Origin of the sequence: Pseudoalteromonas sp. MMG005 (assembly GCF_018101015.1) — a bacterium.
Lineage (GTDB): Bacteria > Pseudomonadota > Gammaproteobacteria > Enterobacterales > Alteromonadaceae > Pseudoalteromonas > Pseudoalteromonas aurantia.
Map to the genome: position 1 here is coordinate 40,382 of NZ_JAGJEK010000003.1, position 23,833 is coordinate 64,214.

Annotated in this window: 22 protein-coding genes; 5 read left to right on the top strand and 17 right to left on the bottom strand. The window is 42.2% G+C overall.

Annotated features, from left to right (window positions below; translation table 11 throughout):
* The first annotated feature begins 45 nt into the window (after positions 1–45).
* The 3 genes from J8M01_RS03670 (at position 46) to J8M01_RS03680 (ending at position 4,402) form a co-directional block, all read left to right on the top strand.
* Positions 46–1,209: an MFS transporter gene (locus J8M01_RS03670; RefSeq protein ID WP_211057052.1), complete on the top strand. Its 1,164-nt coding sequence runs from the start codon at positions 46–48 to the stop codon at positions 1,207–1,209.
* Between the two features lie 231 nt (positions 1,210–1,440).
* Positions 1,441–1,998 (top strand): hypothetical protein, encoded by a 558-nt coding sequence (locus tag J8M01_RS03675; protein ID WP_211057053.1) that lies wholly within the window; start codon positions 1,441–1,443, stop codon positions 1,996–1,998.
* A gap of 220 nt (positions 1,999–2,218) precedes the next feature.
* Positions 2,219–4,402 (top strand): OsmC domain/YcaO domain-containing protein, encoded by a 2,184-nt coding sequence (locus tag J8M01_RS03680; protein WP_211057054.1) that lies wholly within the window; start codon positions 2,219–2,221, stop codon positions 4,400–4,402.
* 141 nt (positions 4,403–4,543) lie between these two features.
* Here J8M01_RS03680 and J8M01_RS03685 read toward each other — a convergent pair whose 3' ends face one another.
* Positions 4,544–5,449, bottom strand: a complete 906-nt coding sequence (locus tag J8M01_RS03685) for a LysR family transcriptional regulator (RefSeq protein WP_211057055.1) — start codon at positions 5,447–5,449, stop codon at positions 4,544–4,546.
* 116 nt (positions 5,450–5,565) lie between these two features.
* Here J8M01_RS03685 and J8M01_RS03690 point away from each other — a divergent pair, with 116 nt between their 5' ends.
* Positions 5,566–5,868 carry a hypothetical protein gene (locus J8M01_RS03690; RefSeq protein WP_192509886.1) on the top strand — a complete coding sequence of 101 codons (303 nt, stop codon included), beginning with the start codon at positions 5,566–5,568 and terminating at the stop codon, positions 5,866–5,868.
* A 26-nt stretch (positions 5,869–5,894) separates the two neighbouring features.
* On the opposite strand, the gene J8M01_RS03695 is transcribed toward J8M01_RS03690, so the two are convergent.
* From J8M01_RS03695 to J8M01_RS03710, 4 genes are all read right to left on the bottom strand, one after another.
* A complete protein-coding gene (locus J8M01_RS03695) occupies positions 5,895–6,248 on the bottom strand; it encodes a HopJ type III effector protein (RefSeq protein WP_211057056.1) in 354 nt (117 codons plus the stop codon).
* A 107-nt stretch (positions 6,249–6,355) separates the two neighbouring features.
* A complete protein-coding gene (locus J8M01_RS03700) occupies positions 6,356–7,573 on the bottom strand; it encodes a hypothetical protein (protein WP_211057057.1) in 1,218 nt (405 codons plus the stop codon).
* A 561-nt stretch (positions 7,574–8,134) separates the two neighbouring features.
* Positions 8,135–8,746 carry an FMN-binding negative transcriptional regulator gene (locus J8M01_RS03705; RefSeq protein WP_211057058.1) on the bottom strand — a complete coding sequence of 204 codons (612 nt, stop codon included), beginning with the start codon at positions 8,744–8,746 and terminating at the stop codon, positions 8,135–8,137.
* The gene (locus tag J8M01_RS03710) at positions 8,743–9,318 is read right to left on the bottom strand and encodes a GNAT family protein (protein ID WP_192509890.1); all 576 of its coding nucleotides are present in this window, start codon (positions 9,316–9,318) and stop codon (positions 8,743–8,745) included. Before J8M01_RS03710 ends, J8M01_RS03705 begins: the two co-directional genes overlap by 4 nt.
* Positions 9,319–9,496: 178 nt before the next feature.
* Between J8M01_RS03710 and J8M01_RS03715 the strand changes: the two genes are divergently transcribed.
* Positions 9,497–10,990, top strand: coding sequence for a PLP-dependent aminotransferase family protein (locus J8M01_RS03715; RefSeq protein ID WP_211057059.1), 1,494 nt, complete (start codon positions 9,497–9,499; stop codon positions 10,988–10,990).
* A 5-nt stretch (positions 10,991–10,995) separates the two neighbouring features.
* Here J8M01_RS03715 and J8M01_RS03720 read toward each other — a convergent pair whose 3' ends face one another.
* The 12 genes from J8M01_RS03720 to J8M01_RS03775 form a co-directional block, all read right to left on the bottom strand.
* The gene (locus J8M01_RS03720; protein WP_192509892.1) at positions 10,996–11,436 is read right to left on the bottom strand and encodes an SRPBCC family protein; all 441 of its coding nucleotides are present in this window, start codon (positions 11,434–11,436) and stop codon (positions 10,996–10,998) included.
* Between the two features lie 50 nt (positions 11,437–11,486).
* Positions 11,487–11,960, bottom strand: a complete 474-nt coding sequence (locus tag J8M01_RS03725; protein ID WP_211057060.1) for a histidine phosphatase family protein — start codon at positions 11,958–11,960, stop codon at positions 11,487–11,489.
* Positions 11,961–12,065: 105 nt separating this feature from the next.
* Positions 12,066–13,754, bottom strand: coding sequence for an acyl-CoA dehydrogenase family protein (locus J8M01_RS03730; protein ID WP_211057061.1), 1,689 nt, complete (start codon positions 13,752–13,754; stop codon positions 12,066–12,068).
* Entirely contained in the window at positions 13,735–14,415 is a 681-nt protein-coding gene (locus tag J8M01_RS03735) for a 4'-phosphopantetheinyl transferase family protein (protein WP_211057062.1), read from the bottom strand. The genes J8M01_RS03730 and J8M01_RS03735 overlap by 20 nt, the downstream gene beginning before the upstream one ends.
* Before the next feature lie 9 nt (positions 14,416–14,424).
* Entirely contained in the window at positions 14,425–14,730 is a 306-nt protein-coding gene (locus J8M01_RS03740) for a RedY protein (protein WP_210997641.1), read from the bottom strand.
* Positions 14,731–17,427, bottom strand: coding sequence for a PEP/pyruvate-binding domain-containing protein (locus tag J8M01_RS03745; RefSeq protein WP_211057063.1), 2,697 nt, complete (start codon positions 17,425–17,427; stop codon positions 14,731–14,733).
* Positions 17,428–17,453: 26 nt separating this feature from the next.
* Entirely contained in the window at positions 17,454–18,470 is a 1,017-nt protein-coding gene (locus J8M01_RS03750) for a class I SAM-dependent methyltransferase (protein WP_247670978.1), read from the bottom strand.
* A 6-nt stretch (positions 18,471–18,476) separates the two neighbouring features.
* Complete coding sequence (locus J8M01_RS03755) at positions 18,477–19,670, bottom strand: hypothetical protein (RefSeq protein ID WP_211057064.1); 1,194 nt, start codon at positions 19,668–19,670, stop codon at positions 18,477–18,479.
* Positions 19,667–20,386: an ABC transporter ATP-binding protein gene (locus J8M01_RS03760; RefSeq protein ID WP_192509899.1), complete on the bottom strand. Its 720-nt coding sequence runs from the start codon at positions 20,384–20,386 to the stop codon at positions 19,667–19,669. Before J8M01_RS03760 ends, J8M01_RS03755 begins: the two co-directional genes overlap by 4 nt.
* A 10-nt stretch (positions 20,387–20,396) precedes the next feature.
* Positions 20,397–21,653, bottom strand: coding sequence for an FtsX-like permease family protein (locus J8M01_RS03765; RefSeq protein ID WP_211057065.1), 1,257 nt, complete (start codon positions 21,651–21,653; stop codon positions 20,397–20,399).
* Positions 21,650–23,059 (bottom strand): ABC transporter permease, encoded by a 1,410-nt coding sequence (locus J8M01_RS03770; protein ID WP_211057066.1) that lies wholly within the window; start codon positions 23,057–23,059, stop codon positions 21,650–21,652. Before J8M01_RS03770 ends, J8M01_RS03765 begins: the two co-directional genes overlap by 4 nt.
* A gap of 9 nt (positions 23,060–23,068) precedes the next feature.
* Positions 23,069–23,830, bottom strand: a complete 762-nt coding sequence (locus tag J8M01_RS03775) for an outer membrane lipoprotein-sorting protein (RefSeq protein ID WP_192509902.1) — start codon at positions 23,828–23,830, stop codon at positions 23,069–23,071.
* Positions 23,831–23,833 lie beyond the last annotated feature (3 nt).

The window sequence follows — 23,833 nt, forward strand, 5'->3', positions numbered from 1 at the left end:
AATTTATATACACACAAAATATTCAGTCTAACTGGAGGAGGTTGGATGAAGGACGCTAAGTTAGCGAGCGTATCTATCACGGGTGCCATGAGCTATGTACTGTTTGCATTTATTGCCATGGCGGGGTTGTCGTATATTAATTATTTGCCCGGAGTTGTAAATGCGCTGGCAGGCGGGATTGGGTTTACGGATGTAGAGGCGGGTGAAATTGTTGCACTCAATGGTTACGGTGGTTTGGTTGGCAGTCTTGTGGCAATTTTTCTGGTGAGACGAATTCGTTGGCGGCCGGTGATGTTTGTACTGTTAGCGACATTGGTTGCTGTGGACTTCGGCACTGGGTGGGTGGAAGATTACACCATGATGTTAGTATGGCGTTTCTTCGCAGGTGTGTTAGGCGGGCTATGTGTGGGTATTGCATTTGCAACCCTTGCTAAATTAAATAACCCTGATGCGGCGTTTGGCACTGTGCTATTTATACAATTTAGCGTCGGATCCTTGATCATTTATTTGCTTCCTGTATTGGAGCAAAAAATTAATGCCTACGCCGTCTTTTATGTTATGGCAAGTTTCGTGTTAATGAGTTTAATAATGCTCATGTATGCACCATCTCTTCCAGAGAAAGCGCTACCACAACGGCAATCATCGATGTTGGTTGGGGTCTCAGGCCGAGCGATACTGTTATTGTTAGCAATTACTTGTTATCAAATTGCGGCCAGTGCTATTTGGACGTATGTTGGTTTGATTGGTCACAGTGCAGATATTGTCGAAACTAAGGCCAATTTATATATTGCAATTACGGGGTTATTGGGGTTGTTAGGAGCTATGTTACCGGTGGTTAGTGGTCATCATTTTGAGCGTAAATATATGATTATTTTCGGTATAACCTTATCCATGATAGCTGCTATTTTACTTAACTTTTCTTATTACACGCCGCTTTATATTGGTGCTATGGCTTTATTGTTTTTTTCATGGCCCGCAGTTCAATCTTACTTATTGGCCATCACCGCAGAAATGGATCGAACGGGCAGGCTATCAACGATGGCTGTGGTTGTTACTTCTGTGGGTTTAGCGACTGGACCGCTATTTGCGTCAAGTTTACTTGTGGATGGAGAGTTCACTGTGATGCTGTATGGCTGTGCAATCGTGTTCTTTGTGAGTTTTTTGTTTGTTATTTCAACGAACGCTGAAGCCAAGAGACTGCAAAGTTAAAAGTTGTTTTTCTATTAATATTTAACCTCAGCTCTGGATAAGCAAATTTGCCCAGTAAAGCTATTTTCTCACTCTCGGCGTTGCTTTCATTTGTAATAGCCCGCTATTACTGCATAAAAGCGCCTTGATATTGAACAAAATATCATCATTGGATTGTACGTAAGTTTGCTTACAAAACATTTTCTATTCCAGAACCCTTATCCAAACCTGAGGTTATTTAAGGAGCTCGTTGTGATTAAAACCATGTTTAACAAAATACTATTGTCGATGAAAAGCCGTTACAACTATGATGTACGTTATATGCAAGACATTCTAAATGCAGACCTCATGGCTTTTTTAAAGCTCATGGGGTGTCAAATAATGTCTTCTCACGCAGGAAACTTACCCACAGGACCTCTGTTTGCGGCAAGATTACGCGCAATTATCTGGGATGACTGCGGGCCATGCACTCAGCTGGTGGTTAATATGGCGTTAGAGGCAAATATAGAACCGCGCATTGTACGGGCAATTGTGGACAGAGATATGGCGCAATTACCTGCTGATATTGCGTTGGTGGTAGAATTTACAGAGCGAGTACTTGCTCATGACCCGCATGCCAATGAATTACGAAAAAAGGTGGTTTCTTTATGGGGACAAAAAGGACTGATAGCGATAGGGTATAGCATTAGTTCATCACGTGTGTACCCTGCTTTAAAATATACTTTGGGGTACGGGGATACATGCCATAAAGTGAATGTGCATGACTTATCTCTGGTGCCAAGACAGTACTCTGATGCTCCCCAAAACTGATTGGCTTGATTCTGCATGATGTTTGAAGCAATTGGGCGATAGTGCACTGAATGATAAAATAGCGGCATAATTCGGTATTTTTGTAATTAATCCAAGACTATTGCCGCGAAAAAGCAGATAATTAGCCTAATTTAGATTAGTTTGTTCGCGGCTTTTGTGTGGGAAGTGTAAAGCATGCCCATATACGATAACGCGCAGCACCAAAACGTGGAATACCTCAATGGAAATTAAAGTTAATTTTCTCGATAACTTAAGACTTGAAGCTAAGTTTGATGATTTTACTGTCATCGCAGATCAACCGATTCGATATAAAGGTGATGGCTCTGCGCCGAGCCCATTTGATTACTTTTTGGCGTCTTCAGCACTGTGTGCGGCTTACTTTGTAAAAGTATATTGTGTGGCCCGTGATATTTCGACAGATGGCATTCGGTTATCGCAAAACAACATCGTTGATCCAGAAGATCGTTACAATCAAATTTTTCAAATTCAAGTTGAATTACCTGAGAGTATTTCAGACAAGCACCGTGAAGGCATCTTACGTTCAATTGAGCGTTGTACAGTTAAAAAGGTGGTACAGACAGGGCCAGAATTCAAGATAGAAACGGTTGAAAATCTTGATGAAGATGCACAAGCTATGTTGATGACGCAAGCTGATAATGGTTCGAGTACGTTTATTGCGGGTAAAGATTTACCCCTAGAGCAAACTATTGCTGATATGACCGATATTTTGGCTGAGTTAGGGATGAAAATTGAGATTTCATCTTGGCGGAATATAGTACCACATGTGTGGTCTTTACACATTCGTGATGCTGCGTCACCGATGTGTTTTACCAATGGTAAAGGGTCAACAAAAGAAAGTGCATTATGCTCCGCGTTAGGTGAATTTATCGAGCGCTTAAACTGTAACTTTTTCTATAACGACCAGTATTTGGGCCAAGACATTGCTCACAGTGAATTTGTACATTATCCCAATGAAAAGTGGTTTAAGCCAGATGAAAGCGATGCATTACCCACTGAAATACTCGATGAATATTGCTTAGAAATCTATAACCCTGAAGGGGAATTACGTGGCTCCCATTTAATCGATACCAATTCAGGCAATGTAGAACGTGGAATTTGCTCAATTCCATATGTGCGTCAATCAGATGGTGAAACGGTTTACTTTCCCTCTAATTTAATTGAGAACTTATTTTTAAGTAATGGCATGAGTGCCGGCAATAATTTCGAGGAAGCCAAAGTTCAGTGCTTATCTGAAATCTTTGAGCGGGCGGTTAAAAGGCAGATCATTGAGCAAGAGATTGTTTTACCTGACGTTCCTCGCAGTGTGATTGAAAAGTTTCCAGGTATTTTAGAAGGCATTGAAGGGTTAGAAGCGCAAGGGTTTCCTGTCGTCGTTAAAGATGCGTCACTTGGTGGCCAGTTCCCAGTGATGTGTGTGACTTTGATGAACCCGAAAACAGGCGGCGTTTTTGCTTCATTTGGAGCACATCCAAGTTTTGAAATTGCGCTAGAACGTAGTTTAACCGAGCTCTTACAAGGACGCAGTTTTGAAGGGCTTAACGACGTACCAAAGCCAACTTTTAACAGTATGGCGGTAGCAGAGCCGGAAAACTTTGTGGACCATTTCATTGATTCAACAGGTGTGATCTCATGGCGCTTCTTTAGTACCAAATACGATTATGCGTTCTGTGAGTGGGATTTCTCAGGCTCTAACGAGCAAGAATGTAAGCAGCTATTTGGGATCTTGAAAACATTAGGCAAAGAAGCGTATGTTGCTGAGTTTTCAGATTTAGGCACGGCCTGTCGAATTTTAGTACCTGACTATTCTGAGGTTTACCCAGTTGAAGACCTTATTTGGGATAATACCAATAAAGCGTTGCAATATCGTGAAGACATACTGAATTTGCATGCATTGGATGATGATGCGTTAGTAGATTTGGTTGAGCGCTTAGAAGAAAGTCAACTTGATAATTATATTGATATTCGCACCTTAATTGGAGTTGAGTTCGATGAGAATACAGTGTGGGGCCAAGTCACCATATTAGAGCTTAAAATATTAATTTACCTTGCATTAGGTGAATTGGAAGAAGCGATTGAGTTGGTAGATTCATTCTTACAATACAACGATAACACGGTTGCGCGAGGCTTGTTCTATCAAGCGGTTCATGCAGTACTTGAAGTCAGTATTGATGAGGCGCTTGAATTAGCTCACTTTGAGGGCAACTTTGCCAGAATGTTTGGACAAGAAGTCATTGAAAATGCCATTGGCTCAGTGTCTGGTGACGTGAAGTTTTATGGCCTAACACCAACAAACATGGCATTAGAAGGGCTTGATAAGCATTTACGCTTAATTGATAGTTATAAAAAGCTGCACCAAGCACGCGCCGAAAAAGCTGCGCAATAGAGTCGCAGTCTTATATAGCATGAAAGCCGATACCGTTAATGTATCGGCTTTTTTATGGGTAGTGCTTGTTTATAAATCCTGACATTCGTATCGGGTTCACTTTTGCATTGGCTTTAAGCACTTGAACTACCAATCTGTAAGTTAATCAGGCAGTTCCAATCGGGCCAAGCGTTGCTCAACAAAGCGCAAGAAGGTATCTAGTTTTTTAGAACTTTCTCGTTTTACGCGATACAGTGCGCCTAAGGTTTTTTGTTCTCGTGTTAACTCAGGCAATAGTTCAACAAAACCTCCGGATGCAATGTCTTTTTGACAAAAGTAGGATGGCAACATACCAATCCCAATACCGGCTAGAACCGCCTCTCTGATATGAAATCGATTGTTAGCAATTAAGTTACCAGTAAAAGTATATTGTGGGCCATTGTCTTGTACCCATGCATTTTCGAGTACTGAATGACGGGTGAGTAATACATTATGCTGAGCTAGGCAATCAAGGCTGTTTGGCGTGCCACAACGTGTTAAATACTCAGGAGAAGCAACAAATAACAGCTTCACTTTGAGTAGACTCACACAATAAAATGGACTGTCGGGGAGTGTGTGCCATGTACGAAATGCAATGTCTATGTTCTCTTCAATCAAGTCTAAATGGGAGGCGGTAAATATGAGCTCTAGCTCAAAATCTGGGTAAGATTTTAGAAAATCATTACAGATTTGGCTAAATAACATGCGGCCTAAAGTATTCGGAAAAGTAACGCGTAGTTTGCCTTTTGGCGCACTGCTTAACTCTTCTAACTCCTCTTCGAGAGAGCGAAAGCCCTCAAGTAAAGCTTGTGCGCGTTTATACACGAGCTTACCTTCGTCGGTAGTTGATAGTGCTCGTGTGGTGCGCAGCAATAAGGTTTTACCTAAATGGCTTTCAAGTTGTGATACCGCTTTACTAACCGAAGAGTTAGGTAAATCAAGGTGCCGAGCTGCTTTTGAAAATGAACCTTTTTCAATTACTTGGCAAAATACATTGAGCAAGTGATGCTTGTCCCATTCTCGTCGCATAGGTACTCTTTATTGTTTCCATAAAAGAAAAAGAGACTTTCTTTTTTACATCTATATTTTCTTTATAGCATAAATATAATGTGTACGTAATTCAATAGGAATACCAAGGAGCTAATATGATAGAGCAGCAATGTTATTGTGCGGAAGTAAAATATCAAGTGTTGTCCGATTACGTGCCAGTGTACAGTGAGCATGATAACTTGTGCTTTATACATGCTGTCGGATTAGTGAATGATCCCAAAAAATGCGTAAAGAGGTATGTGCAAAGGGCTGAGGGAGCATTTGAACATGCGTTTTGCGGCCAATGTGGTTGTCCAATTTATCAAATTAATGAAAAAGGCGAAGTAAAGTACTGTATTTGGCAAACAAGTACAGTACATAAAGGTCTTTATAGTGGTGCAATGCAGTTTGGTTTGTAAGAAAATTTTGCCTGTGAGCACGCAGTTTAGGTGTTCTCAGACAAGGGGATTGCATCAAAATGGACTTCTTCTAGGCCGTTTCGATTTGCTAAAAATGCGCGAATGTTTTGGTGATCAATTGCATCAGGGTGAGCTAATACATCTTTTCTATAATAGTCGCCAAAGCAATGTAATGTTTGTTGTTTAGTTAGATTATGTAATTGGGCAAAGGAAAAAATTTTACATGATCCCGAGTTTGTACCGGCCTCGTTGTGCACATCACTGTTTTTAAATGAAGTGGCTGTAAAATGATACAAGCTGTCTATTACGCTCATAGTTTGTGTGAAAGAGACTGAATCAGGATTGTCTTTTAAAGATTGCAATAATGCGTCTAGTTTCATGCTATTACCCTAAAATTATGATGATATAAGCATACAATAGAAGGGTATAAATGTTGAGTGAAATATCTCAATAATGGCCACAGCAGCTTGATACTGTGGCCAGTGTTTTAGTCTTGAATCACTGATACATCACCAGTGGTTGAGTCATATACCAATCGCATAGATGCATCGTCGTTTAAGCTGTAAGTACACAAACCATTTTGTGCACTGGCTACTTTGTAGTCGCCATCTGTCGTAGAGTAATACCATTTAGTTGAACCATCGGCTTTTTTGCCCCCAGCACCACTTTGATTCAGCGTGTATTGGTGGTCCAGAAAGTTATTCCACATCCTTGCACAGCGGTTTGCATTAGGGTGCTTGGTTATTTTGTTGTGATTTCCGCCTTGGTCTTTAGACTCTACCGGAAAACCAGCTGCATTAAAGTTAAACGAGCCGTCTCTAAACCCTTCAACATTGGCTATTGCACCATTGAGTGCATTATCAAGGTAATATTGGTGTGCAGCATTTACACCATTACGGTATAAATTATCAATACTTATTAAACGATTTCCGCAACCATTCACATAGGTCAAGTCAGCCATATGCTTTGGGCCATCCATCAGATAAGCGGCCTGTGCCGTATTTACATCAAGCGTATAGATCTTTGCATTTTCATTGGTATTGCGTGCCGAAACATAGAGGGTACCGTCGCTGCCAATCGCTAAGCCAGACGCCCAATTGAGACCATGCTCCCCAATTTTGTCTAATGTCATGTCGTTTTCATTGAGCATGTACAGTGATTTTGCGTTCAATACATATACAACGTTGCCATCATTGGAGTAAGCAATATCGCCATGTTTAAAATCTGCATAGCTGGCATCGCTAGTTTGCATTTTCCCCATGACTGTTTTTACACCCGTTATAGCATCAAATTGATACATGTAAGTTTGGCTCGTAGCCAGTAAGTAGCTGCCATCGGGTGACATTGCAGATCGCTTAATCGTATACGAGGTCGTATCTGCTAATGTGCGCTGTTGCCCAGTTGATAAGTCAAATGCATAAAGCTTGGATGCTCTGGTATTACTGTCCACTTTCTCCATCATATATAGGGTATTACCAAAACTTGCGATATTGCTTGCGGCAGTAGTAGTACCTGATAGTAAAGTGAATGATAAATTGGCCGGGTCCAAATGATACAAACTTCCTTGTTCACTTTGCCCTGTGCGGTCGATCGCAATTAACCCAGATAAACAGGCATTGTCGTCCGCAGCCATGCTTACTGTGCTCAATGCGACGGCACCCATCAAGGCACACTGTAGTGACGTTTTGGTTAAGGTTTGTGTCATATTTGACTCCTAATAAGTCTGCTATTTAAGCAGTGTTTACTTAGTATTTACTTACTAAAAGCAAATTTCACGCCATTGCACCCTAAAAGCACAACTAAAGTACTTAATTTGTGATATTTAGAAATTAATGTTAGCTAATACAGTAGGTTACTGAGTACACATAATATAAATTTAAGCGTATATTCTTTGTACTCTGGGTAAAGCAGTATATTTACTTTGTTTTAGATTCTGAACATGCTAAAAATTCATTGCAAAGTGCGATCATGTCTATACTTATCTTTGCAAAATGCGAATGATGTGATAGCTGAGTGTCTGTAATAGGACCTATTTTGACATGTGTCAAATAACGATTACCCGAGCATACCGAGCATACCGAGCATAGTAATGAGAGCAGAGGGTTATAAAACTTGTATAGTATTAATTGCCGGAGGTGACTTTGCTGTATAAGTATTGCGCTTAATTAATGAGTTTAAAACACGTCGTTGCTTTTCAACTTGATGGGCGAAGTTAAAAAGCGATCACGTCGTGTTACTTACCATACAGGCTATAAAAAACCCAATCTCAGCGCTGCTTGGAATGTGTTCTCATTAATTCAGCGACAGAATCTTGGCCTTCAGCCATTAAGCTTTTGATCACATGCTGTCTAATGTGACTGGGTTTATTTTGGCTTAGCTTAAATACGCCTGTGCACTGTAAGGGTTTGATGCGTAAAAAGCGAATGTGTTTGAACATAGCATTTACCAATTGGTCATCCAGATCTGCTACTTGCCATGGCGTATCAAAGCCACGTTCAAAGTGATCAGTTAGCGTATTCATCGCAGCAAGTTGCGCTTGCGGTTCAGTGATTAATTCCAAAATGCCTTCAACTTCGACTGTGGCGTACAGCCAGCTTGGCAAGGTTTCATTATTACAGTGATTTGGGGATAAATACGCGTTTGGTCCATTAAACAATAGTTTAACGCTTTTACTTACTTGCAAAGTGAGAGGGTTGTTTGCTGTAACATGGCAAATAAAGTGCGAACAAGTTTCATCAAATAGCATTGGAATTTGACACGTATTATTAAGTGCCGTGTTGGGGTCAGCACTGAGTATGGTTGCCAGTGGATACTGGGCCATAAGGTGATATAAGTCGGTTTCATTCACTTCGGTAAATGGCTTAGGGGGATAATTCATAGGCGGCTCTCCAAGAAACGTTTAACCTCAGGCCAGGTATCATCGGTGATACTATGAATCGCTGAGTTACGAAATGTTCCGTCGGGGGATAAACGGTTTTTATAGGCAATGCCTTCTAATTTTGCACCTAAGCGCAAGATAGCTGAACGCGACTTGTCATTTTTTTCATTGGTACATATGGTCACACGTACTAAGTTAAGCTGCTCAAATGCATAAGTTAATATCAGATGTTTCGCATGGGTATTAACGTAACTTCTTTGCCATGGAACACCAATAAATGTGTGGCCTACCTCAGCACTTAAATTATGACTATCGAGTCTAAACAAGCGAGTGGTACCTACCACGGTGTGTGTGTCGATGTCTATGATGGCAAACGTTAATTGTGCTTGTGGGTTGAACTTAGCGTTATCGTCTAACCAAGTTTGTAGTGTGCTTGGTGACCGGCAGTAATTGGTGGGTACCCAGCGCCAAATACTGGCATCTTGTCCTGCTATTAACAGCTGCTTAAGGTGCTTCTGAGCAATCGGTTCAAGTGTTATTTTGTGGCTTGATAGTGTCGTTGGAGTAAGCATAATATCTTCCTGAGTCTGTTTTATACTGAGTAATTTACGATATTCTGGTTGTATATATACAACCAGAATGAAGAAATGATATAGACCAGATTAAAAGCCTCACACCTCGATACTGGTTTCATTGCTCCAGTCATCTGGTATGGTAGATAACAACAAATTGAATCAATGTATTAGACCAATGAACCCAATTAGTATTGAATTTAGTTCGATAGGGCCGGCACGTTATTTACAACTGGCAAAAGCGCTTAGAAAAGCCATCAAATCTGGTGATTTAGTACCGGGTACAAAACTCAGCTCGGCACGCAAAATGGCTGACATATACGCTTTGAATCGCCATACAGTAATGAACGCATTGCAAATACTGGTAGCCGAAGGCTGGTTGGAGTCTCGTCAGCGTGCAGGATATTTTGTGACAAATAGCCTACCCATAGATTCAAGTGTTACACGCAGTGAGAATAAACACACTCAATCCGAAGGAGGGTGTGAATACAGCACTTACCAGTTTAGTTTTGCGAACGACATTAAATTTCAAAAGACGATGTCATTGGCCGATTATCAATATAATTTTGCTGGTGGCTTGCCTGATCTGGCCGCGTTTCCATTCGCAGAATTCAAACGGGCGACAAGCAGTGCTTGTCAGCGACTCAATACCAATTTACTCCATTATGGTGAAGCAGCTGGGGTGCCCGAGTTAAAGTCACAAATTTTGGCTTATTTGCACCGAGCCCGTAATTTGAATGCAAAGGAGCTATTGATCTGTAATGGCTCGCAAGAAGCCCTGTTCATAATTGCAAAAGCATTTGTTAAACAGGGAGACTTTATTGCTGTCGAAACATTAGGTTATCCGCCGGCTCGCAAAGTATTTTCAGCATGTGGTGCATCTTTAATTGATATTCATCAGGATGAAGAAGGTTTATGTGTGGATGATTTAGCCATGCAGCTTAAGCAATATCCGATAAAATTATTGTACTTAACGCCGCTTCATCAATATCCAACAACAGTCACACTGTCGATGACTCGGCGTATGCAAATTTATCAATTGTGCTACGAACATGGTGTTGCAATTATAGAAGATGACTACGATCACGAATTTCATTATCGATGTCATCCGGTTGCGCCTTTGGCATCCGATGACCCCGCAGGCATTGTAATTTACGTATCGACCTTTTCAAAATTGATGTTTGCAGGCGCAAGGCTTGGCTACGTGACATGTAGTTCAGGGATCATGGCGCAATTACAAGCCATTAAACAGTTAATTAATCATAAAAATGATGTATTGACGCAATTATCGGTTGCTCAGTGGATGAAAGAAGGTGGGTTTGAGCGTCATTCAAAACGCATGACCAAATTGTATAAGCAGAAATACGCTCACCTCGATAGTTTGCTTAAGTCATATCAATTACAAGGATATCCAATTACCTATGATAAACCTGATGGTGGTATGGCAATGTGGGTGAACATGGGGGTCAATGTCAGCAAGTTAAAAGAAAGCGTCAAGTCACACGGTGTTTATGTGCAAACTCAAACTGAATTCTACTTTAATGAGAGTAGTCGGTCACTAAACTTGGCTGAGAATAAACATACTCACCTTCGCCTTGGTTTTGCAGGCCAATCATGTGAAAACGCCAGTCATGGATTAAAAATAATTATTGAGCAATTGTATCATTCATGAGCATGTTAAAGCGCACTTTTCAGATCAAGTAAGTCTTGTGACAATGCCGTTTTTAATTGCCGGTTCATAAAAGGGGAAAATACCCAGTTGAGTATTTTCGACAGTGTTGTATGTGCTTCTGCCCTAAAATGCATTGTTAGTTCACACCCTTTGGACTTTTCTATAATTTCTAACGTTGTAATATAAATACAGCCATGGCTTTGGGCGCATGTGGTGTAATATTTGTTGGTTTGTGCGCTGGTGATCCACATGGTTTCTGTGGCGTCTTTACCAAACATGGTGCGTGTTTCTTGCCACTTTAGGCCAATCAACCCTGAACTAGGTCTGGATAATACACGCAAGGTTTTAATGGCGCGTATGCGTTGTTGTGCGCCGTCGATGTCGGTAATGATAGACCATACATGCTCGGCTTTGGCGGGGAAAAACGCACTGACACTGACTTTCATAACAGGGTTACTCGGCAGGTTACTTAATGTCAGTGTAGTTGATTAGTAAGCTAATTGGATGATAATTTTTGCATTTTCCACTGTGATTGATTAGGTGTCAAAATAAAGACTTTACTAAATTGATTTTCGTTAATTGTCACAATGTGACCACTTAATAGCTTTATGAGCGCCGGCGTTGTATTACTGTGACCAGCAATCGCTACCGTGCCTGTGAGTTTTCGTATATTGTCAGCGAAAGTACTCAGATCATGCGGCTCATAGTGGGTAACGGGTAGAGCAACTTTTTTAGCCAGCGGTAAAATCGTTTGCTGCGTGCGGTTATAATTGGTACTAAACAAATGTTTAGGCGCATAGGACTGCACCATCGCCGCTAATCGCTTAGCGCGTTCTTGACCTTTGGCTGTGAGGTGTGGGTCTTTCCCTTGCATTTTTTCTGCATGTCGAAATAAAATAATGTGGTCAGGCTGTGAAAAAGCGTGCCAAGTTGTTAATGTACACAGCAATCCGATGAGTATAATTTTCATGATATGAAACGTAAGCTTGTTGATTTTTAGAGACTTTACCAAAGAGAAAAGCGTGAAGCAAATAGGCAGGTTTCCCTGCCAAAGTGCGTAACTTTATCTTTAACATCAGAAATTTAATAATGAATAAATAGCTTGCGTTTGATGCTGTGTGTTGAGTGTGTGAAGTAGTGCCTCACTTGGTTCGAACAAATCAGAGTCATTTAGAGTAACCTGCAATAGATCTTCAGCAATCGTGTTATTGCTAAGCAAGGGATGTTCAGGGTTATAAACAATGAATAGTGCACAGCAACTCGCTGCAAATAGTTGTGTATATTGTTTGGTTATCGCAAAGCGAGCGATACTTGTTGGTTCGTTTTGTTCACTATGTTGAAGCGTTTGTACGCAATCGCACCAGCTTAAAATTTGCTGTTTCAGGACTGTGAATTGCTGCGCTAAAGACGCGGTTACTGTATGTTCATGGAGTTGCTCGGTGATGGCGAGAAATGACGATAGAACCGGATCATTACCCATGTTATTTATTGATAAATCATGGCTATCAAGGTTTGCTACTGGTTTGGTGGTATCTAGGCTGAACCACAGCTCTAAGTCTTGATGAAGCTCCACTTGAGCCAGCAATTTGGCTGCAATGGCATTAGTTTGTGACGATATCAACCCGAGATTCAGTTGACTACTGCCATCAAACAAAGAGACAACGGCATTGTCCCTTTGCATTTTTTGAAATATACCCGCTTGGTACTCTTCACGTAAATAATACCGAGCGCCTAAAATGACTTTTAGTTCGTCAATCGCTAACTCAGTGGTTTTAGGCACCCAATATTTACAACATGCAGAATAGACGCTTAAACTTTTACTAGCATAACTAATGGCTTTACTACTGGCTAAAGACACCATTTCAGCAACAATTTGCTTCGCAAAACTGCGGCCAAGACCTTGCTTCACCGTTGGCATATCAAGTACGGTTTTTTGGTATAAAGCGCGGGACTTTGCAAAGTCATACGTTAAGCGTAAACAGGTATCAAAAGCCCCCAATGAAAAGCCCGCACATAATATGCGTGAAATTTGCAATGCTTTAAGCACGCCATACATACCGGGTTCATTGGTTTCAATCAGTGCTGACTTGGGCACTTTTGTGTTATTGAAACGAACTCCACTGATATCTGCGCATCGGATCCCATGAGTGTTAATTTTCTCGATTGCTTCATAATCAGTAAGCTGAGTTTTATCTAGTAGAAATACTGCAAGCGACTCACGTTGATTGCTATCGTATTTGCGAACCAGAATAGTCATAGTGTGGCCCTCAGTTGCATTGTTGATAAGCCACTTTTCGCCATTTAGCAGGTAACCATCGGTGCAGGGCGTCGCACTGACTTCACTGGCCAATAAGTTACTGCCATGGCGTTTTTCGGTGAGCGCCAAGCAGCCTAAATGGCCTTCGAGTATATGTTTAGCTAATTGCTTTTTTTGCGTCTGATTAGCACATAACCAAATAGGCAGTGCACCTAACATGGTTTGCCCAGTTGCAATGGCTGCGGTCAAATCTCGACGAGAGAGTGCTCTGCACATAAGCAGTAGCTCTGAAAACTCACCTAATTGCCCCCCCAACTCTTGTGGAACAAAGTAGCGAAAATACCCGATGTGGGTTAAATAACTGATATATTCTTCTGGAAATTGCTGTGTTTCATCCAGCGCGACAGACCGTGCAAAGTGAATGGTATTGCTCGCATCGGTTGGGTCGCCGAGGGTGTTTTCAAGTAACTGAACATGATGTAAAAAATCAGGAGTAAGATGCGTCATAATTAGGTTCTAATAATAAAATATCGTGTTGATGAAGTTGCCACGCCTGATATTGCCAATGCGTGATTTGTGTGTAGAGATTGTTGTTAATGATGATGCTATTTGGTTGCCATTTTACAACGGAAACAGCTTGACAAAATGTAAGGAAAGGGCCATGCCCAATAGCTTTGTAAAGCGCTTCTTTAATACACCATAACTGGGTTGCCGTGCGTTTTCCCAGTGTACTCAAACATACTTGTTCACCGGGAGTTAGCCAAGGAGCGGGTGTGTTATTAAACCTTGACTGGTGTTCGGTATCAATGCCGAATGTGCCAGTACACAGTGCCGCAATGGCCAACTCAGCGGTGTGACTGAGGCCTACTGGTAGACCAGAAACTGCACAAAAAGGGGCGCCTTTATTATTCTTAATTAATGATAATTGATGGGTCTTTAGATGAGAGTGAACGTGGTTTTTTAATAACCATTTGGCACTAAGACGCGCACCGAGCCAGCGCAGAGCCGGTTGTTTGAATGTAAAGTCATGATATGTGGCAAGCTCATCATCAGATAAATGTGACATGAGCTGTAGCTTCATAGCAGGGACCATTAACCGCAGCTTTAACTGCGGTAAATGGAGTGCATAGACCTCATGTGTGGGAGATGATTTAAGTTGCGTAAGCATATTAGATGATCACCATTGATAACCCGGCATGAGCTCATCTGCGTGGATGGTTTCCACCACATCTGCCATTTGTGTGAATCTTTCGACTAGAGACTGAAACAAAGGAGTATGGGTTTCTAACTCGAATTCAGCCAATGACGTGACGGATACAACTTCTACATAGTCATAATCTAGGTTATGTACTTTACTCACCACAAAACGTTTTACGGTTTGTAAATCATGACATGCGACGTAATCCGTGTCTGTGACCCACTGTTCAAATTGCGCTCTATGTGCGGTTGATTTCAGTTTTATTTTATCGATAATAATCGGCATTTAATCTTCCTTATCTACAATTACCAGTCCTCTATGGGCATCAATAGTGACTACGTCTGCGGTGTTGATCAGGGTGCTGGCGTGGTGGGTATTTACCACACACGGAATCCCAAATTCACGGGCGACAATTGAACTATGAGAGAGCATTGAGCCAATATCCGTAACAACCGCACTGGCAAGTGCAAACAGTGGGGTCCACGAGGCATCGGTGAAGGGCGCAACCAGGATATCGCCTTTTTGAAAGTCGCTGGCTTGGGTTGCTAAATCGGTGATCACGCATGCACGTGCTCTGCAAAAACCTTCTGAGGTCGTTAACCCCTGTAACGACGTTAAGCTCGGATCAAAAATAAGATCAGGTTGACTGTTAGGTTGACCAATGAAAGTCAGCGGCGGCTCTGGTTGTGTTTGCCATTGCAGGTATTGCGTGCGATGCTTATTAAGTCGCGCTTTATCGACGAGGTGTTCGGCTGTGCAGCGCTTGTCTAAGTATTTAATGATGTTTTCAAAATCGAGATACGCGACGTCGTCAAGATGGGTTAACAGTCCTTTTTGCATTAAACGTCTGGCGACTTCATACACTACGCGACGAATTAACCAAATTGAGGTGGTCATACTCATGCGTGTTTCTTCGCGTAATTTGGCACATCCACAATATAGTGAAATAACTCGGTTAATTGTAAAACGCTGTGTCCAGCTCAGTTCATTCAGTAGATCACGACTGATTTTTTGCTGTTTTTGTGTTTGTTCAGCCAAGGCACCATCGACTTCATAGCCTTGTTTTAGATAGAGCTTTATCATTTGTAGCACGTAGGTTCTATCGTCTAACCAACGTGGGTTTGTGAGTTCCATTTCTTCACGGCCACGTACACCATTATCGCGCATAAAATTGGCCAAAGGGCCTTGCGAAAATCTCAGTCCGAGTGAGGTCGTGGTGAGGAAGTCTTCAATTTCAGAAATCGTTTTGTTCGTAAATACATCTTTAACCTGAGGCCATGCATTTAGTACTTTACACAATTGCCAAAGCTCTTGTGCACTGGCGACGGTTCGCAAGTTTGACATGTCACCTTTAATTTTGTTTTGTAGGTGCTTACTTTTATCGCCTAACCATTTAGCACTGAGCTCTTCCAATAATCCATAACAGGCAAACGCATTGATATAATAAGGTAAATAACCTTCGTGCATGGTTTTAAAATACGTTAAGCAATGTGTAAATTCATCGTTGAGTGCTTCGTGAGACAACGCGGTAATATCTTGAACTTGGACTCGATCAAACTCTTCATAACGTGATGCTATCATTGATTTGGCACGACGTTTTGCTTGAAAAAATTCTTTAATATTTTGCTTGATCCAATACTTTAAACACTGTTTAGGTGTCATATCGGGATGGCTGTGAGCGGTACCATAGGGGTTTTCATATCCAGTTAGGTCGATGGCTTCACTACTAAAACGTGCTAAAAATGGGGTTTGATCTGCTCCGACAGGAGTTTGAGATAGCTGCCACGCTGTATACGATACGTTTAAATAAACGTGACCTTTGTAATAAGCGATAGTTTCATTGGCTTCACCGAGATCCAGTAAACCAAGCTTTTTACCGCAATCAATGTGTACACGAGTTTGATAGTACTGGGCAAATGACAGTCCCAATGGTGTCATACGACCGGTAAATATTTCACCAATGTCCATACGAGACCAGAGAATGTCTTTTTGTACGTACATTGATTTATTACCTAAATAAAAAGGCTCTGGTTTCACTTTTTGACTGGTAATAGGTCGACTTTGTAGTAGCCAGACTTTGCCGTCACTGATTGTCCACTCGACATCTTGCGGACGGCCAAAATAAGACTCGACTTGACGGAGCACACTATACAGAGCTTGTTGATCAATATGGTTGAGTACTGGCTCATTTTGTAAAGTTGGTGGAACTGAAAGCTTTTTTATATCGCCATTAAGATAAACGACTTGATGTTGCTTTGATTGGGTTGCATGCGCAAGTAACTCACCATGCGTTTTATCAATATGATAACTATCACTGCTCACTTGGCCTGAAACTAGCCCTTCACATAAACCGTAACAGCCTTCAATAATAAATGCATTTTGTTCGAGTGTGGTTGGGTGTTGGCCAAATGCCACTCCGGATACATCACCAAATTGCATTTGCTGGACAACTACAGCAATTTTTGGCAGCTCAGTTGCTTGGCCCAAGGTTTGCCGATATTGAAATGCGGCGTCACTCAATGCCGAAGCCCAACAAGCTTTAACTGCCTGTAATATATTGTCGGTGCCTTCTACTGCAAGTTTAGTCAGGTGTTGGCCTGCAAATGAGTGGCTTTCGCTGTCTTCATCCGTTGCAGAAGAACGCACTGCAACAGGACCAATTAATAGGGATGCGGCATTACTGACTTGCTCAGCGATGTGCTCTGGTATACTGGCGGTCAAAATAGCCTCAGCCAGTGCGCGCCATTGTGTCGCGCCCTGGTTCAGATCAAAGTGTACAAGTAGCTGAGTTTGCTCAAGAAATTCTTCAAATAATGCGACACTGATGCAGTAGCCATTGGGGACTGGTAAGCCTGCATTGTGCATCGCAATTAGTGACGCACCTTTACCACCGACCTGTTCGGCACGCGCACTGCGTCGAGTATCAAAATGAATAATGCCCTCACTGAGCGGTTGTTTAATGGCAAGAGAATGAATTGTCATGTGTATGTCCTTACGCAAGAAATAACTTATTTTTGTGCCAAAAATGCAAAGTAGCTTTCACCGGGCATTAAGCGTTTACTGTTGACTTGAGAAAAGCCTGTGCGAGTGAGCGAGCGTTTAAGCTGTTCAACATCAGGTAATGCCCCGCCAATATCGCTTAAGCTGAACCAGAGGTTTAACGCCGTGATGGCGCTACTGCCCCCTTGGCAACTGGTGGTCATGAGTAGCTGTCCACCCGGTTTGAGAAGCGAGTGGGCTTTGGCTAGCACTGCTTGTCGCTGGCTCTCAGTGAAGTAATAAATATTGTTGTGTAACGTGATCAGGTCATATTGTGATTCGCCTTGTAAGTCAAAGAATGATTGATGGCGTAAATCGACACCTTTGATACCGTGCTTAATTAAGGTTTGACTAGCGTGGGCAACAACATCAGCTTGATAATCAATTGCGGTAATATCGCAACTTTTAAGACGTTTACTGAGGTACACTAAATACTTGCCAGCACCACACCCGACTTCTAAAATAGCCTTCGGTTGAGGTTGCTTTTTTAGTCCCCATTCGATGGCTTCTTCCACGAAAGGTTCTAAAATTTGGGATGACTGGGCAATCACTTTACCGTCTTGGTCTGAGAGTTGGTAAGCGTTGTTTTGTTTCATTCGAGTTGGGGCACTCAGTAGCGCGTCATAATGATAACGAATGGCTTCTTCGAACATGGCCGCTGCAATTTGATTTTCTTGTTTAGCTAAGTGACGACTTAGTTTACCTTTTAAACGATATCGGCCTGCGCTAAACCCAAGCTCACCTAAACGTACACCACATTCTAACCAAGCCTCAAGCGCATCTCGTTTATTGTCTTCAATGGTGAGTTGCTGCTGTAACTGGTCTAAGCTTTGTTCAGCTTGACTCAAACTGTTGAGTAAACCACTGGAGTTTGCTGCGGTGACAAAGCTGGTTCGATATACGGTATCTACTTGCTTTCCAAGGCGCAGGAACGCAAAGATATTTTTATCAAAGATGAGCTTTCTTAAAGTGCTTAGTTGCATCATTTATCCTTAAAAATAGTAACGGATCCCAAACTGCAAAAGATCTGAAAACTGTTCAAATTCACTGTTTATTTGCCCTTTCTGTGGGGTATAGGCCAGCGCGAGTCGTATTTGTAAGTTGTCACTTGCAGAATGGGTAATTACGGCTGAAATGTTAACGTGGTTGTCAATTAGGTTTTGGATTGCCAATAATTCATAGCGAGTTAAATCGCTCCATTCATCAGTGAAAGAAACCGCCATGTAACGCTTAGCAATTCCGAGGTTGGAAATGTTGCTTTGTGCGTAACGTTTTTGCCAAAGCAGATAATCAGAAGCAGTGTCGGCTGCCAGCGTTTGTTGAGTCCATTCGATGGTCAACATGCCATTGGCACCGAGTTTCCTACTTAACCCTAGCAGCATGCGTTGCTGGGATGATTGCTCAAAAAGTTGTTTACTGGTTTGTGATAAATCACCGTATAAGTACTCGGCATATGCATCAACGTTGAGCCAGTTGATGAAATGCTGTGTACTCAAAGAGGCGTATTGCTGTGACTCTCGGTTTGCCAGAGTCAGCAGCCAAACACCCTGCTGTAAGCTTCCCTTTAGCGTTTGTAGCAGATTGATGTGGCTATTATTATTTACAGTGATAACGCTCTGGGTTTGTACTGTATTGGGGAAGAAATAGTCGTATTTAATGGCATCTACGCCTGACTTGTATAGCCTATCTAAATCGAAGACGTTAAATGCCCCAAGTGGGTCAATTGGTGAAAAAATCCGACCCAGACCAATCGTGATCGGCTGTCGACCAAGCGTGAGGCTGCTACGAGAAAAGCGGCGTTGCCAGTAACTCCAATCAAGCTGTCCGAGCCATTGATGATGGCTGTGTTCATCTTGCCATGTCGCATCGAGTTTACGGTCAACAACTGGTGACGGTGTGAACATGGATAATGCCGATTGATTATCCACGTAATCGAAATCAATTTGTGCATGATTTACCCACTCGCCTTGCAAAAGGTACGACTGCGATTCTAATCGGACGAATTGATTGGAGCCAAGTGCAGCGCGGTCATGGCCATCAATGGCAACGATATTAGCTTCATACACGCCAGACCAACTTGGTGCTGGCGTGCTTTGTGATTCTAATAGTAGCTCAAAGTCATCTTCGAACGCGGTGCTGGTAACCTGCATTAATATGCAGGTACTGATGAGTACTTTTTTTATCACGATGGGATTGCCGCCGGCGAATGTGTCGATGAGATATGTTGCAATTGTTCGTCACGGATGACTTTGCCATCTTGTAGATGAATAACGCGGTGTGCACGCTCGATAACACGGGGATCATGAGAGCTGAATATAAACGTGATCCCTTGCTTTTGGTTCAAGGACACCATGAGATCCAGTAAGCTTTCGGTGGCGCGTGAGTCTAGGTTTGCTGTAGGTTCATCTGCAATGACTAACAAAGGCTTAGCTGCAATAGCGCGTGCAACGGCTACGCGCTGTTGTTGACCGCCACTGAGTTGGGCTGGGAAGCGGTCTTTAAATTCACCTAACCCAACGGCTTCAAGCGTTTCTATGGCGCGTTGTTTTCTTTGCTTTTTATCGATACCAGAGAATTCCATTATCATTTCAGTATTCTCCAAAGCAGTTAGGACAGGCATTAAGTTATATGCCTGAAATACAAAGCCAATTTTTTCTCGGCGGATGTCTGCCAATTTATTATTACTGAATTTAGCAACCTCTTTGTTATCAAATTGATAGGTTCCATTTGTTGGCTGATCTAACATACCAATAATATTGAGCAGGGTGGATTTTCCTGAACCTGAAGGCCCTGCGATAACTGTGAATTCGCCTTGTTTAACCGTCAAATCTATCTCTTTGAGACAGTGGAAAGATTGGTGCTTGTCGGCAAAAACTTTATTAATTTTATTAAGAGTGATCATGATTATTCCTTTAGGCATCTTGGGTTGCAGCAAGCGGTGAACGGTGACCTGCACGGATCGCAGGGATCAAAGTAACAACAAGAGTAAGTAGAAAAACAAATAGAACGCTAAGTGATAGTTTGCTTGCGTCTAATATTGAGTAAAATTTGTCAGGTAATAATACCCCACCTGCTTCCATTGCAGTGCCAAAAACCTCTTTAAAGTCTAGACCTTGCGTTGCAAAGTGGTGATGTCCCCACAAACCTAAAGCAAGGCCAAGCGTGAGAGAAAAAGCACTGAGATAAACCGCTTCTAGTAGCACAATTTTTGATACGGTACTGGGCCTTGAACCAAGTGCTATCATCATTGTGAATTCTTTTTTCCGTTTAAAAGTCGACATCAACACCGTATTCAAGATACCAACCGCGACTACGACATAGACGATAAGCATCAGTAGGTACATACCAGCAGCATCGAGCGTGACGGCCGAATAGAGTTCGGGAGCGGCAGTTTGCCATGGTGATATGTTCACATGGTTGAATGACGTTTGAAGTTGCGTGGTGGTGTGGGCTAAGCTTTCAGGTGTTTCTAGACTGTATAGACTAATTTGACTGACTTGATCTGGTACCCCTAACAGTGTTTGCAAAGTGTGTAGCGGGACCTCAGCCCAGAATGTATCGAGCTCATGTAAGCCGGTTTTGAAAATACCGGCTACCACAAATGCTGCGCGGGATAAATCGGCGCCACTGGCTGGTTTAGCTGTGATTGTGATTGTATCTCCAACACGTACTTCCAAGTTATTAGCCAAGGTTTCGCCTATGACAATGCCATCAAGGTGGTGGAACGTTTTACTTTGGGGGAACTCAGCGAGCGTTTTCCCTTTAGTGATGGCTCTTTGGTCGGCAATGGCTGACATTTTGACTTCTTTGGCAGGCTCTACACCAGAAATGGTTAATGCAACACCATGGCGGCCAGCTTGAATGAGTGCATCGACGCGTAATCGTGAAACGGCAGTCAACTCTGGTTTATTTTGCCGTATTTGTTGAATTAACTGGTTTGGTTGAACGATTAAATGCTGTAATGATGGGTCATCACTAAAGGATTTATGCTGCACGATGATATGCCCTAAGCCCATGCGTACGCCAATATCAATCATGGCCTTATGGCCTCCATCAGAGAGGCCCATAAATAAAACCATCATGCTAAAAGCAAAAACAATGATAACCGACGTTAAGCATGAACGGCGTTTATTTCTAAGTAAGTTTCGTAATGCGAGCTTATGTATCATGAGCTTCTCATTCCTTGTGCTGGTATTAATTTTGCGGCAGACAAAGCAGGGTATAGCGCGGCGAGCAATGCGATGATGAACATGACAAATACAGGAGTGAATAAGTTATCTAATGTTAATTTTGCTTTAAGTGCGGTGGTCATACCCACACCCGCCAAGCTAAATTCACCAAATTGGCTAATATCCCAACCATACTGCTGTAAATAGCTACCCAGCGTAATTCCCATGATAAGCCCAGCCATTGATGCGATAAGCGTAAGTAGTAAGGTTTCTATTGTCACCACCCACACAACATTACTGCCTTTTAGACCAAGCGCTTTGAGCAGGCACAGTTCTTTTTTGCGTTCCATCACACTGACCAGCATTGCATTCATTACTCCGACGCCAGCGATTAAGAAAATGATAAACACCAACGTGCCCATGAGCGCTTGATTTGACTGGATCAAGGCCAGTATATCTGGGCGTAACTGTGACCAAGTTTGTACGGTTAATGGTTGCTTATGCTCTGCAATAACCGGAGTGAGGGCATTCTGTGTACGTGCCACTGTGGTTAAGTCATATGTTTTGATGGCAATTTCATGACTTTGTTTGGGCAGCTGCAACAGTTTTTGTAGGTCATTTAAATGAAATATAATTCGAGTTCGATCTATAAGATCAGTACCCTGACGACTGGTACCAGCTACTTCTAGCTGTAACGATTGTTGGGCTCCCATTGATGTTTCATACAATAACGTAACAACATCCCCTATATTGGCTTGTAAATTTCTTGCCAATTTCACACCTAAAATAACCTTTGGTGGCACATCCGGTAACGGTGCGAGTGTGTCAATCAGTTGATTGGTGTGTTGTTGAGTTGATGAGGTATTCGAAGATAAGCCATCTAATTCAGCAAATGCGGCAGCGACAGCTTGTGCAGTTAATTGTTCATCTAAGCGTAGTTGTGCATCGGTCAATGTACGACTTAATGGCCAAGGAGTCGGTTTGCTTAAAAATTCACCGCTGACCATTTGTTGTGCCAATGTTGTGACTAAACGCTCGTGCTGAGGTTCAACACCGAACAAACTAACACCCACAGATTTATCATTTTTACTGAGATAGCCAAAACTATATAATCTCGCCGCGACGGCAGAAATATCTTTACGGGCGCGCAAGACGTTGAGCAGCTCGGTATCGTGAGAAATGGTTTGCTGTAATTGGCGTTTTGCTAAATAGTCCTGCTGGTGGATTTGTAGATGTCCGACCTGTCCAGCGGTAGTCCCTGTGACTAAATCATGACTTAATCCATCCATGATGGCTAAAGTGGTGATACAAAAGCCAATACCTAAAGTGATCCCCAATGCGGTCACTATACTACGTTTGCGGTTCCGTAGTAGATTTCGCCAAGCGAGTTTTATAAATAGTCTCATGTTTTGCCCTTATAAAAATGCTTGTTCTGAAAACTTACTTGCAGCGAGGTCAGTGTTAAATTTAATTTTTTGATAGTGCATACGGGTGAACTCTTGAGGTTTATCACTGACTCGCATTTCCATCACGGTGGGTACCAACATGCCATCCATATTTTTTACTTCTGAATAGGTCAATGTGCGTTCTGGATGCTTGTCCTCTTTTCGTCGGTAATAGGTCACTTGTTCAGGAAAAACACGGTCATTGTCGATATATAGTCTGTATAGCACCTTTGCCCACACAACGGGCGCCGATGGCTGTGGAGTGAGTTCAATTAGGTGGTAGTTACGAGCGTCTTTTTGCCATGCTTCTTTTGCTTCATAGCTGTAGTGCCTTGCTAAATCAGTTTCGCGCATCAGATCGTCATTACTAAAATGGCTGCCCATCCAACTCGATGCCAACATTGAACTACTCATAATTGTCGTGCGTTTATTTCGAGGTTCAAAAAATGAAATACGGTCGTCGATTTTAAGCGTCATATTGCCTCGCCATAATGCTGGCCCGAGCATGCGAACCATCACTTTTTGGGTATCGTTTCTATCGTCAGTAAGCACCAATAACGTAAAATCACGCTGGTATTCGGCCTTATTAATATTCATTTTCAGAACAGATGCAGAGGTTTGAGCGCGTAAAATACGTTCAGCATTGTCTATCCAAAGACCTAACGGTAAATCTGTTTGTGCTTTACTGCCAAAAGAGGCAAAGCACATCAAGAAAAAAATGAGTTGTTTCATAAT

What these genes read in the sequence shown, in the direction of transcription:
- J8M01_RS03740 (WP_210997641.1), bottom strand. Translation starts at nt 14,730, where the DNA reads ATGCCGATTATTATCGATAAAATAAAACTGAAATCAACCGCACATAGA.
- J8M01_RS03715 (WP_211057059.1), top strand. Translation starts at nt 9,497, where the DNA reads ATGAACCCAATTAGTATTGAATTTAGTTCGATAGGGCCGGCACGTTAT.
- J8M01_RS03710 (WP_192509890.1), bottom strand. Translation starts at nt 9,318, where the DNA reads ATGCTTACTCCAACGACACTATCAAGCCACAAAATAACACTTGAACCG.
- J8M01_RS03685 (WP_211057055.1), bottom strand. Translation starts at nt 5,449, where the DNA reads ATGCGACGAGAATGGGACAAGCATCACTTGCTCAATGTATTTTGCCAA.
- J8M01_RS03690 (WP_192509886.1), top strand. Translation starts at nt 5,566, where the DNA reads ATGATAGAGCAGCAATGTTATTGTGCGGAAGTAAAATATCAAGTGTTG.
- J8M01_RS03760 (WP_192509899.1), bottom strand. Translation starts at nt 20,386, where the DNA reads ATGATCACTCTTAATAAAATTAATAAAGTTTTTGCCGACAAGCACCAA.
- J8M01_RS03670 (WP_211057052.1), top strand. Translation starts at nt 46, where the DNA reads ATGAAGGACGCTAAGTTAGCGAGCGTATCTATCACGGGTGCCATGAGC.
- J8M01_RS03770 (WP_211057066.1), bottom strand. Translation starts at nt 23,059, where the DNA reads ATGAGACTATTTATAAAACTCGCTTGGCGAAATCTACTACGGAACCGC.
- J8M01_RS03730 (WP_211057061.1), bottom strand. Translation starts at nt 13,754, where the DNA reads ATGACGCATCTTACTCCTGATTTTTTACATCATGTTCAGTTACTTGAA.
- J8M01_RS03720 (WP_192509892.1), bottom strand. Translation starts at nt 11,436, where the DNA reads ATGAAAGTCAGTGTCAGTGCGTTTTTCCCCGCCAAAGCCGAGCATGTA.
- J8M01_RS03745 (WP_211057063.1), bottom strand. Translation starts at nt 17,427, where the DNA reads ATGACAATTCATTCTCTTGCCATTAAACAACCGCTCAGTGAGGGCATT.
- J8M01_RS03725 (WP_211057060.1), bottom strand. Translation starts at nt 11,960, where the DNA reads ATGAAAATTATACTCATCGGATTGCTGTGTACATTAACAACTTGGCAC.
- J8M01_RS03700 (WP_211057057.1), bottom strand. Translation starts at nt 7,573, where the DNA reads ATGACACAAACCTTAACCAAAACGTCACTACAGTGTGCCTTGATGGGT.
- J8M01_RS03680 (WP_211057054.1), top strand. Translation starts at nt 2,219, where the DNA reads ATGGAAATTAAAGTTAATTTTCTCGATAACTTAAGACTTGAAGCTAAG.
- J8M01_RS03705 (WP_211057058.1), bottom strand. Translation starts at nt 8,746, where the DNA reads ATGAATTATCCCCCTAAGCCATTTACCGAAGTGAATGAAACCGACTTA.
- J8M01_RS03765 (WP_211057065.1), bottom strand. Translation starts at nt 21,653, where the DNA reads ATGATACATAAGCTCGCATTACGAAACTTACTTAGAAATAAACGCCGT.
- J8M01_RS03775 (WP_192509902.1), bottom strand. Translation starts at nt 23,830, where the DNA reads ATGAAACAACTCATTTTTTTCTTGATGTGCTTTGCCTCTTTTGGCAGT.
- J8M01_RS03750 (WP_247670978.1), bottom strand. Translation starts at nt 18,470, where the DNA reads ATGATGCAACTAAGCACTTTAAGAAAGCTCATCTTTGATAAAAATATC.
- J8M01_RS03735 (WP_211057062.1), bottom strand. Translation starts at nt 14,415, where the DNA reads ATGCTTACGCAACTTAAATCATCTCCCACACATGAGGTCTATGCACTC.
- J8M01_RS03695 (WP_211057056.1), bottom strand. Translation starts at nt 6,248, where the DNA reads ATGAAACTAGACGCATTATTGCAATCTTTAAAAGACAATCCTGATTCA.